Annotated in this window: 9 protein-coding genes and 2 pseudogenes; 6 read left to right on the top strand and 5 right to left on the bottom strand. The window is 72.5% G+C overall.

Features of this window, described 5'->3' with window-relative positions; translation table 11 throughout:
• A pseudogene (locus LXN57_RS09465) lies at positions 1 to 1,419 on the bottom strand (hypothetical protein); the annotation flags it as partial.
• 466 nt (positions 1,420 to 1,885) lie between these two features.
• Between LXN57_RS09465 and LXN57_RS09460 the strand changes: the two are divergent.
• From LXN57_RS09460 to LXN57_RS09440, 5 genes and pseudogenes are all read left to right on the top strand, one after another.
• The gene (locus LXN57_RS09460; RefSeq protein WP_251797634.1) at positions 1,886 to 2,071 is read left to right on the top strand and encodes a hypothetical protein; all 186 of its coding nucleotides are present in this window, start codon (positions 1,886 to 1,888) and stop codon (positions 2,069 to 2,071) included.
• A 175-nt stretch (positions 2,072 to 2,246) separates the two neighbouring features.
• Positions 2,247 to 2,735: pseudogene (locus tag LXN57_RS09455) on the top strand (pirin family protein); the annotation flags it as partial.
• Positions 2,736 to 2,924: 189 nt separating this feature from the next.
• Entirely contained in the window at positions 2,925 to 3,473 is a 549-nt protein-coding gene (locus LXN57_RS09450) for a pirin family protein (RefSeq protein WP_308206605.1), read from the top strand.
• Between the two features lie 364 nt (positions 3,474 to 3,837).
• On the top strand, positions 3,838 to 4,275 hold the full coding sequence (locus tag LXN57_RS09445; RefSeq protein ID WP_251797633.1) for a hypothetical protein: 438 nt from the start codon (positions 3,838 to 3,840) through the stop codon (positions 4,273 to 4,275).
• A gap of 69 nt (positions 4,276 to 4,344) precedes the next feature.
• Positions 4,345 to 5,874: a dolichyl-phosphate-mannose--protein mannosyltransferase gene (locus LXN57_RS09440; protein ID WP_251797632.1), complete on the top strand. Its 1,530-nt coding sequence runs from the start codon at positions 4,345 to 4,347 to the stop codon at positions 5,872 to 5,874.
• On the opposite strand, the gene LXN57_RS09435 is transcribed toward LXN57_RS09440, so the two are convergent.
• Positions 5,871 to 6,467: a CGNR zinc finger domain-containing protein gene (locus LXN57_RS09435; protein ID WP_251797631.1), complete on the bottom strand. Its 597-nt coding sequence runs from the start codon at positions 6,465 to 6,467 to the stop codon at positions 5,871 to 5,873. The genes LXN57_RS09440 and LXN57_RS09435 overlap by 4 nt on opposite strands.
• 97 nt (positions 6,468 to 6,564) lie before the next feature.
• Here LXN57_RS09435 and LXN57_RS09430 point away from each other — a divergent pair, with 97 nt between their 5' ends.
• Complete coding sequence (locus LXN57_RS09430) at positions 6,565 to 6,771, top strand: hypothetical protein (RefSeq protein WP_251797630.1); 207 nt, start codon at positions 6,565 to 6,567, stop codon at positions 6,769 to 6,771.
• Positions 6,772 to 6,803: 32 nt separating this feature from the next.
• Here the strand turns inward: LXN57_RS09430 and LXN57_RS09425 are convergent, their stop codons facing one another.
• The 3 genes from LXN57_RS09425 to LXN57_RS09415 all read right to left on the bottom strand — a co-directional run bounded on the left by LXN57_RS09425 (position 6,804) and on the right by LXN57_RS09415 (position 9,958).
• The gene (locus tag LXN57_RS09425; RefSeq protein ID WP_221379563.1) at positions 6,804 to 7,208 is read right to left on the bottom strand and encodes a pyridoxamine 5'-phosphate oxidase family protein; all 405 of its coding nucleotides are present in this window, start codon (positions 7,206 to 7,208) and stop codon (positions 6,804 to 6,806) included.
• Between the two features lie 24 nt (positions 7,209 to 7,232).
• Positions 7,233 to 8,645: a DUF2252 domain-containing protein gene (locus LXN57_RS09420; RefSeq protein WP_251797629.1), complete on the bottom strand. Its 1,413-nt coding sequence runs from the start codon at positions 8,643 to 8,645 to the stop codon at positions 7,233 to 7,235.
• A gap of 71 nt (positions 8,646 to 8,716) precedes the next feature.
• On the bottom strand, positions 8,717 to 9,958 hold the full coding sequence (locus LXN57_RS09415; RefSeq protein WP_251797628.1) for a DUF1501 domain-containing protein: 1,242 nt from the start codon (positions 9,956 to 9,958) through the stop codon (positions 8,717 to 8,719).
• Positions 9,959 to 9,960: the final 2 nt, after the last annotated feature.

Genomic DNA, 9,960 nt, shown 5'->3' with positions numbered 1-9,960 from the left:
GTCGTTGGGGCGTTCGTTCTCGGTCCAGCCTTGGCCGCCGGCTGGGCGGCCGTCGTTGGGGCGTTCGTTCTCGGTCCAGCCTTGGCCGCCGGCTGGGCGGCCGTCGTTGGGGCGTTCGTTCTCGGTCCGGCCCTGGCCGCCGGCCGGACGGCTGTCGTTCCAGCGATCGTCCTCGACCCAGCCCTGCTGGTCGTCCCAGGTCTGCCGGGCCGTGGGCGCCCGGCGGTCGTCGCGGGCCGGGCGGCGCCGTTCCTCGACGATCTCGCCCTCGATGGTGCGCGGGGCCCGCTCGTCGAGGACCTCGCCGTCGATGGTGCGGCGGTTGTAGTCGCGCGACGGCGGGCGGTTGCGGCCGTCCTCGGCCTCCGCGGGCCAAGGGCTGCGGCCGTCGCGGCGACGCTCGTCCAACTCGTACCCGTCGGGCCGGCGCCGCTCGGTGCGCCCGCGCCCGCGTACGTCCGCGTTGTCGTCGTAGCCGCGCTGCGGGGCAGCCGGCTCGTCCCAGAGCATCTCGGCGCGCCCGCCGGAGCGAAGCCCGTCGTCGCTGCGGGGACGGCGGGGCCGGTCGTCGAGGTCGTACCCGTCGTCGCGCCGAGAGGTGGGCCGGCGGTAGAGGTTGTGCGGGTCGTCGGGCACCCGGGCCCGGCCGCTGGCCGCCGGCGCGGCTGGCGCCTGACGCTCGTCGTCCGGGCGCGGGCGCCGCTCTTCAACGGGGCGCCGCGGATCGCGATCGTCGAAGGAGCGGCGCTGGTCACGCTCCTCCGCGAAGCGGCGGGAGTCGGAACGGCGGGAATCGCGCTCGTCGGAGGAGCGGCGAGGGCCGCGGGAGTCGCGCTCGTCGGGCGAGCGGCGAGGGCGTCGTTCCTCGGTGGCGCGGCGGGGCTGACGCTCCCGGCGCCGGCCGGCCGGCTCGTCGTCGTCGCTGCGGCTGACGGTCCTGACGCCCGGGTTGGGTCCGTGGCCGTACGCCACCAGGTCGCGGTGATCGTACGGCTCGTCGATGTCGTCGTGCCGGTCGTAGCGGTCGTTGTGGCGCCGCTGGACGGAGTCGGCGAAGGTGTCCGGCGCGTCGAAGTCGGCGCCCAGTTCGGGCCGGTTGAAGTCGACGTCGCTGAAGTCGTCGCCGGCCAGGTTGGGCTGCGACGTGTCGACCGGGGAGAAGTCAGGGTCGTCGAGCCAGCTGGGACGCGCCGCGTCGAACGCCGCGCGCGGCTCACCACCCGCGTTGCCGTGGGCCCGGCGCTGACGGCGGGCGGCCAGCTCGTCGACCCGGCTGCCGGGCTCGCCGCGGCGGGTCGGGATGATCGGGTCGGGGGAGTCGCGCCGCTGGTACTGACGTTCCTGGACAACGGCGGACTGGGGCATGATCGAGTACTCGGAGTACTCGTCCTCCCAGTATTCGTCGTCCTCGAAGCTCATGCCGCAGCCCCCGGGCGGTGCCGACGAACGTGCGAACGACGCCAGCGGGAGTGCCCCCCACCCCATCGCCGCATGCCTCGCCCCCCGTTCGTCACGCGTGCCCGGATCGTCCCCTCCCACGCGGTGGATGTGGAAGGTTAACCACGGATTTGCGGGCCGCGCCAGCACCCGGCCGAGCACTTCCCGCGGCGTCGCCCCGGGCCGGGAGCCCGCCGGGGCCCCGGCTCGTGGCTGAGCCGTGTCTCTTCGTCGGCGGAGAGTACGCGGACCAGCGGCGAACAGTTCAAATGCTGTCAGCCGGCCGACAGATCCGCAGGCGGAGCGACCGTGCTGTCACGAACCGTCGCGCGCGGAATTTAAGCAACACTTAAACCCGTTCCGGCGATACGGACGAGTAACCTCGCGACCCATCAGTGGCGCAACACACGCTCCCCAGAAACGGATCAAGGTGCTAAGGAGTGTCACGGTGGATGAGCGCCCGGACGACGAAGTCCCGGGTGGAGCACACGACACCGACCGAAAGGAGCGGATCATGCCGCGCCTCGACCTCGGCGCCGTTCGCGCCACCTGGCGGGCGGCCCTGCGCCGCCTCGACGCCTGGACGCTCGAGAGCCTCAACTCCCCGGCCGGCGGCCGTCGCCCCCGTCTCTGAAGGCCGCCGCCGCGCATCAGTTACGCGAACGCTCACACCGTCCTGCCCCCCCATGCCGGTGTGAGGTCGTGCCTGCGCGGTAGTGCCGGGACCAGAAACGGCGGCGGGGTAGCTCCCCGCCGCCGTTTCGCCACCCCCATCGTTTTGTCACACCCGGCGGGTAGCGTCCCGCGGTATGAGTAGCTTCGAAGCAGATCCCGAGGTCGGCCTCACCGCGCCGGCCGCCATGGAACTGCTCGATGGCGCCCCCGTGGCACTCGGCGGCCCGCGCGGCTTCGCCGTCACCCGCACGCTCCCCAACCGCCGGCGCCGCATGGTCGGCGCGTGGTGCTTCCTCGACGCCTACGGCCCGCACGATCTCGGCGACTCCGAGGGCATGCGCGTCGGCCCGCATCCCCACACCGGCCTGCAGACGGTCACCTGGCTGCTCGCCGGCGAGGTGCTGCACCGCGACAGCCTGGGCAATCTCCAAGAGATCCGCCCGGGCCGGCTCAACCTGATGACCGCCGGCCGCGGCATCTCCCACTCGGAAGAGACGCCGCGCGAGCACTCCCCGACGCTGCACGGCGTCCAGCTCTGGGTCGCCCTGCCCCACTCCGCACGCGACCAGCCACCGTCCTTCGCCCACCACGCCGACCTGCCCGTCGTCCACATCGGCGCGATCGGGGTAGCGGCCGCAGAAATCGGCGAGGCAAGCGGGGAAGGGGTGAGTGAGACCGCGAACGCCGACGCGAACGGGGTAGCGGCCGCAGAAATCGGCGGGGCAACCGAGGATGGGGTGCACGAAACCCTCGGCGAGGTAGGCCCCAACGGGGTAGAAGCCGCAGAAATCGGCGCGACAAGCCGGAGCGGGATGGATGAGACCGCAGAAGTCGGCGGGGCCGGCGGGAGCGGGGCGGCGATCGGCGGCGGGGCCGCTGAGAGCCGGAACGGCGTCACCGCCACAATCCTGATGGGCACGTTCGCCGGCGCCACCTCGCCCGCGCGCTGCTACACCCCGCTGGTCGGCGCAGAGCTCGCCCTGGCCCCGTCGGCCCAGGTCGAGCTGCCCTTGAGACCCGATTTCGAGTACGCACTGCTTGCGCTCGACGGCGCCCCCAATGTCGACGACGCCACCTTGAAGCCCGGGCCGCTCCTCTACTTGGGTGCCGGCCGCACTTCCGTCACGGTCGCCACCGGGTCGTCGTCCCGGCTGCTCCTGCTGGGCGGCGAGCCGTTCGAGGAACGACTGGTCATGTGGTGGAACCTCGTCGCCCGCGACCACGACGAGATCGTCCAGATGCGTGCCGACTGGGCCGACCAAACGCCCCGCTTCGGCGAGGTCCGCGGCTACGACGGCCCACCCCTGCCGGCCCCGCCCATGCCCATCTCCCGCCTGGTACCCCGCAGCCGCGTCCGCTGACCCCCACGCCCGTCCCGGCCACGCCCGTCCCGGCCACGCCCGTCCCGGCCACGCCCGGACGAGCGCCCGGCCGCCTGCGGAGCGTCAGGCCACGTCCCTCCGGAGCGCCGGGCCGCGTTCGCTGACCGCGCCCTGCGGTGCGTCCGGCGGTGTCGTGTTTTCGCACGTGACGCACCACGGGTGCGTTGTGCGGGGCAATCGGGTTGACGCTGGTGCCGGTGCGAAGGATGGTCGAGGTGCGGCTGGGCGCGCCGAGAACCGAACGCCGACGCACGCCGATGCGAAGGCAGACATCGGCCGTGTCCGCCGCCGCACGAGAGGCCGTCGCGAACGCATGAGTGGACGCCGTTGGCAGGGAGCATCAGTGGATGTCTGGGATGTGGGGAAGCTCGCCATGATCGTGGCTACGCCGACACTGCTCGGCGCGGTCGTGGTCTTCGCGCCGAAGTGGTGCGGCGCCATCGCCGATCGGTGGGAGGCGGCCCGGCCCCAGCCGCCGCAGCCGTTCGGGCCGCCGATCGAGCAGCTGGCCGCCGACCTGCGCCGCCTGCTGCGGCTGCACAGCGAGCTCACCGCGTCGGCCCACCTCGCGATGCGCGCCCACCGCCTGTGGGCGGTCGAGGCCGCGATCAGCACCCGGGGCATCGAGGCGGCGAAGGCGCTGGGCGTCGATCATCCCGAGCTGGGCCCGCACGAGGCTCTCTCCCGCGATCAGCTCCACGACCTTCTGATGCGGCTGGCCGCGGCCGGGCTCGTGCTTCCGGCGCGGGTCGGCCCCTTCACCTCGGACGGCCGGATCTGACGGGCACGGGAACGTCTCGGTGAAGATGCCAAGGCTTCACTTCTTTCCGGCAGGCCCTACGATCCCGGGGTGACTACAGCGGCGACGGCAGAGACCGAGCTGAATCCTGAACCGCCGGCGGAGCCGAGCGTGCCGGACGTCGTCCGGCGGCGGCTGGCGACGCTCGAGAACTGGCTCAACCCGTACTCGTGGCTGGTCACCGCGATCATCACGGCCATCGCGGCCGTCCTGCGGCTGAACGGGCTGGGCGACGCCAAGGGCTACATCTTCGACGAGGTGTATTACCCGACCGACGCGTGGGACATGCTCACGCACGGTGTCGAGTGGGACCCCGAGAAGACCAACGGCCCGGCGTACGTGGTGCATCCTCCGCTGGGCAAGTGGCTGATCGCGCTGGGCGAGCTGGTCTTCGGGAACAACGAGTGGGGCTGGCGCGTCCCGACGGCGATCGCCGGCACGCTGATGGTGATGATCCTGATCCGGGTCGCGTACCGGCTGTTCCATTCGATCGTGCTGGCCGGCGCGGCTGGGCTGCTGCTGACGCTCGACGGCTTCCAGCTGGTGCTCTCGCGGGTGTCACTGCTCGACATCTTCCTCGGCCTGTTCGTCCTGGCCGCGTTCGCCGCGGTCCTGCTCGACCGCGACCACTACCGGCGCAACCTGCTGCGCCGGCTCGAGTCCGGCCGGAAGCGGTGGATCGTCCCGTGGTGGCTGCTGGCCGCGGGCGCGCTGTTCGGGCTGGCCTGCGGCGTGAAGTGGAGCGCGCTGTTCTTCCTGCCGTTCTTCGGCGCGCTGGTGCTCGTCTGGCGGGTGCGGGCGCGGCAGTCGGCGGGTCTGCGCGGCCCGATCCTGGCCGACCTGGGCTGGGGGGCGCTCAGCGTCGTGCTGACCTTCATCTTCTACCTGGCCACCTGGACGGGCTGGTTCGTCACGAACACCGGCTATTTCCGGCACTACCGCGAGGCGAACGGCCTGAGCGAACCGCCGGTGCTGGGCGCCCTGCTCAACCTCCTGCACTACCATCAGGAGGCGTACTCGTTCCACAGCGGACTGACCTCGAAGCATCCGTACCAGTCCTGGCCCTGGCAGTGGCTGTTGATCGGCCGCCCGGTCAACTTCTACTGGCCCGGCGCGACCGACTGCGGCGCTCCCAGCTGCGCGCGCCAGATCATCCTGCTCGGCACGCCGATCCTGTGGTGGTCCTTCCTGCCCGCCCTGGCCGCGCTGGTCTGGTTCGGCCTGGCCCGGCGCGACTGGCGGGCCTGGGCCATCCTCGTCCCGGTGGCGGCCGGCCTGCTCCCGTGGTTCTACTACGCGATCAAGGACGGCCGGACGATGTTCTCGTTCTACGTCCTACCGGCGCTGCCGTTCCTGATCCTCGCCGTCGTCTACGTCCTGGGCGCGATCATGACCCCGCCCGACGGCGTGACCCAGGGCAAGGCCCGATCGGATCGCCAGCTCATAGGCACCGTCGCCGTCGGCATGTACGTCGCCGTGGTGGCTCTCTGTTTCGCGTACTTCTTCCCGATCTTCGTGGGCCTCTCCATCCCGTACGAGGATTGGAGCGCCCGCATGTGGCTGGGCAGCCGCTGGATCTAGGTTCTGTTTCGGCGCCGGGTGGCCTGGCGTTTCACCTTGGCGTCGACGCCGCAGCCGTCCATCGTGCACCACCGGCGGCTCCGGTTCTTGCTGGTGTCGAGGAACAGCCCGGCGCAGCCGGCTTCGGCCGCGCACACCTTGATGCGGTCGAGCGGGCCGCCGGTGAGCAGGCGCACGGCGTCGACGGCGATCGGCCACCAGGCGCGGTCCGGGTCGTCACCCTCGAACTGCCAGGTGAACGCGCCGGCGCCGTCGGGGGCGAGGCGGGCCGCCGCCGTCGCCTCGGCGTAGCGCTGCCGCACCTCGTCGAGGGCGGCGACGGGCGCCGGGCGGCCCTGGCCGATCGCGTGGAACACCTGGAAGACCGCTTCGCGCAGGCTCAGCGCGGTGCGTAGCGTCGCCGGCGCGTCGTGCCGGCCCAGCCGTTCGGCGTCCGCGGTGTCGACCAGCCCGATGTACGCCGACCAGGCAGCCAGTTCGGCGTAGGTCGGCAGGTAGTCCACCGGCCGATCGGTGCCCCGGCCGTCGACCGTGTTGGCGAAGTCGAGGCCGGCGGCGCCGCCGAAGACATCCAGGGACTCGAACGCGTGCATTGATTCCACCAAAAAGTGTTTGACCCGCATCAGGCGGGTTGCCTATGCTTCTAGTCAAAGCAGTTTAGCCCGCATCACGCGAAGGGAAAGATCTCCGATGCTGGAACTCGGCTACATCCCGCTCGTGGAAGCCGTCAACTCCGACCACATGCGCTCCGCCCTGCCGGGCAGCCCCGTGATTCCCGAAGTTCCGCCCGGCCGTGTCCGCCTGCTGGCCGCGGCTGCCCTCCACCGTCTGGCCTCCCGCCTCGACCGCGGCGCCCCCGCGGCGGCGCGCGCTTACCGCACCCGTCCCGCCGCCTGACCGCCGGGCGCCACCCGGGGGACTGACCGGCGCTACGCGGTGAAGCGGCTCGAACCCAGGATCTTCGTGACCGTGATCTCGATGGCCACGCGCGCCGGGTTGGGGCGCGGCGTCCGGTAGCGCGCGGCGTAACGCTCGACGGCCTCGGCCACCGCGCCGGGGTCGTCGCGGACGACGGCGAGACCCTCCACGGTGGCCCAGCGCGGGCCCTCGACCTGACAGATCGCCACCCGCTGCTGGCCGGCCCGGACGTGCCGCACGTGGGCCGAGGTGGACGACGAGATCACCCGGGCCAGCCCGGCCGCCGGGTCGAGGGTGGCGCCCACGGCGACCACGTGCGGCGAGCCGTCGGCGCGCAGGGTGGTCAGCGTGCACAGGTGCCGCTCGGTCCAGAACTCCAGCAGCGACGGGTTGTCCAGGTTCACGCGACCACTCATGTGATCATCATGCGCGTCCGGGACTCAGGCGCGCTCGGCGGGGAGGATGCCCTGGCGCACGGCCCGGGCGAGCTCGGCGTGGTCGCTCTCGACCTGGTCGGCGTACACGCGGGCGAAGCGGCACAGGGCGTCGGCCAGCTTGGCGCTGCCGCCGATGTAGCCGGCGATCATCGAGGCGCCGCTGGTGCGGGCGTGCGACTTGGCCAGCAGGTAGCCGCAGATGCCCGCGTAGTCGCCCAGCGCCGGCGCGTCGATGCCCTCGACGACGATCGCGCCCTTCATGTCGCGGAACTGGCGCACGTAGAACTGCAGGGCGCCGACCGTGGCCCAGCCGAGCAGCGGGTCCGACACCGTCTGCAGCGCCTGCTGGTACTCGACCACCCGCTGGCCCTGGTGGCGGTGCCAGGCCGCGTCGCCGTGCTGGTGATGCGCGACGACCGAGCGCCGGGCCTGCTTGAGCTGCAGGAAGACGACGTCGGACGGGCTCGATCCTTCACAGAGCGCCACGTACGCCCGCAGCCCCACCGACCCCACGCCGACCACCTTGTGCGCGATGTCGACGATCCGGTAGCCGGCCAGGATGCGCGCCCAGTGCGGCGGCAGGGTGTTCAGGTAGCCGTCGAGGGCCTCGGCCAGCAGCTCCCGTTCCCCGTCGCTGGGCCGCGTGATCAGCGGCGGCTCCTCGACCAGCCGTGCCGTGCCGTCGCGCCGTTCGGTGAAGCGGGGGAGCGCCCGGTCGCTGGTGCGGCGGCGGGCCCGGCGGGCGGCCCGGTCGATCTCGGCGCGGAAGCTGGGCCGCGAGGCCGCCGAGCGCAGCCGGTCGACGTCCATCTGGGCGAACGAGCGGCCCAGCAGCGGCTGGTCGGCCAGGTGCTGGATCTGCAGCTGATACTCCTCGACGCAGTGCTGCACGGCGTCGGCGCAGGCGCTCTCCTTGAAGCCGTTCTGCCGGCCGGCCACGTACACGCTGACCACGAGCCGGCGCAGGTCCCACTCCCAGGCGCCGGGGTGGGCCTCGTCGAAGTCGTTGAGGTCGAACACCAGCTCGCGTTCGGGTGAGGCGTAGAAGCCGAAGTTGCCCAGGTGGGCGTCGCCGCAGATCACCGGGGTGATGCCGGTGGCGGGCAGGGTGGCGAAGTCGTCGGCCATCACGTTGGCCGAACCCCGCAGGTACGCGTAGGGCGAGGCGATCATCCGGCCCACCCGGACCGGCACGAGCCAGGGCTGCCGTCCCGCGTTGGCCCGGATGATCTGGGTGACCGGGTCGACCCGGCCGTCCGGCACCGACCAGTGCGCCACGTCCGAGCGGTGCGCCCGTTCCCGCAACGACCGGCCCAGCTCGTAGCGCTCGGCGCGGGGCCGGGCGGGAAGCCGCAGGGACGCGAAGCCCTCGTCGATCGCGGTCTCGAGGACGACATGACCGGTAGCAGGTTCCATCAGGGCCAACCCTAAGCCAGAGAGACTTCAAGTACCTCCCGCCGGGGTTAACGGTCGTTCAACACAAGGTGTCAGCGCGCGGTCACCAGGCCGAACGTCGACGGCGCGACCGACGGGAACACCTCCGCGAGCGACCCCAGCCCGCAGCGCTTCTGCAGGACTTCCCCGATCACGGACCGGTAATCGGTCGTCACCGCCAGATCGCCCGCCACGAGCGCGGCCGGGGCCAGGCCGGGCCACTTCGCGTACACCCGACCGCCCTTGACCCCGCCGCCCAGCAGCAGCATCGCGTTGCCGTGCCCGTGGTCGGCCCCGCGCGAGCCGTTCTCCTGCACGCGGCGGCCGAACTCGCTGATCGTCAGCAGGGTGACCGAGTTCATGCCCTCGGGACCGAGGTCGGCCGCGAACGCCGCCAGGGCCAGCGCCAGGTCGGTCAGGTTGTCGTACATCCGCTGGCCCTTGACCGCCGCGCCGAGCCCCTCGTGCATGTCCCAGTCGCCGCAGTCGACCGCGGCGGTGGCCAGGCCCACCTTGGCCTTGATCAGGCGGGCCACGTCGCGCAGGGCCGCGCCCAGTTCGGTCGCCGGGTAGGTCGCCCCGTTAGCCGGGGTGTAGGAGGACGCCCGTACGGCGGCGCTGGCGGTCAGCGCCTTGTCGGCCGCCAGGGCGGGCGTGGCCTGCAGCGCCGGCGCGTCGGCGTACATGGCGCGGAGAGCCGCCGCACGCGGCCGAGTGGAGGAGTCGCCGGCCAGCGTGAACTTGTCGATCCCGGTCATCGACACCGACGGCGCCGGACCGGCGAACAGGCGGTCGGGCATGGCGGCCCCGACCGAAACTCCGGCCAGCGCCCCGGAGGCGCCGGTCGCGCCCAGCATGCGTCCCAGCCAGCCCGTGCGCAGCGAGGTGCCGGGGGCGGCGTTCTCCATCGCCTCCATCGCGGCGAAGTGCGAGCGGGTCGGGTTGGACTGGCCGACCGCGTGCACGCCGGCCAGCTTGCCGCTCTTCCACAGCGGCAGCAGAGGGGCGAGGGCCGGGTGCAGGCCGAAGCTCCCGTCCCCGGCGATGACCTGAGCCTTGGGCACGCCGATCGCCGGCCGCGCCTTGTAGTAGTCGGGGTCGCCGATCGGGGCCAGCGCCGACAGCCCGTCGAAGCCGCCGTGCAGCGACAGCACGACGAGCGTGTCGCCGGTGTAGCCGGGGGCCGCGTACGCGAGCTGGGTCGACACCCCGGCGCCGGCCAGCCCGGTCAGGGCGGCCGCGCCGAGCAGGCCCCGTCGGCTCAGCTGCTTCTCACCGCAGTCAAAAAGGGACATGA

It is taken from the genome of Paractinoplanes hotanensis (genome assembly GCF_023717965.1).
Classification (GTDB): Bacteria; Actinomycetota; Actinomycetes; order Mycobacteriales; family Micromonosporaceae; genus Actinoplanes; species Actinoplanes polyasparticus.
The sequence above is the reverse complement of the archived record's forward strand: the minus strand, read 5'-3'. Positions and strand labels throughout refer to the sequence as shown.

Coding starts and splice junctions, on each gene's coding strand:
- LXN57_RS09450 (WP_308206605.1), top strand. CDS start 2,925: ATGGATGAGACCGCAGAAGTCGGCGGGGCCGGCGGGAGCGGGGCGGCG.
- LXN57_RS09415 (WP_251797628.1), bottom strand. CDS start 9,958: ATGTCCCTTTTTGACTGCGGTGAGAAGCAGCTGAGCCGACGGGGCCTG.
- LXN57_RS09425 (WP_221379563.1), bottom strand. CDS start 7,208: ATGAGTGGTCGCGTGAACCTGGACAACCCGTCGCTGCTGGAGTTCTGG.
- LXN57_RS09430 (WP_251797630.1), top strand. CDS start 6,565: ATGCTGGAACTCGGCTACATCCCGCTCGTGGAAGCCGTCAACTCCGAC.
- LXN57_RS09435 (WP_251797631.1), bottom strand. CDS start 6,467: ATGCACGCGTTCGAGTCCCTGGATGTCTTCGGCGGCGCCGCCGGCCTC.
- LXN57_RS09420 (WP_251797629.1), bottom strand. CDS start 8,645: ATGGAACCTGCTACCGGTCATGTCGTCCTCGAGACCGCGATCGACGAG.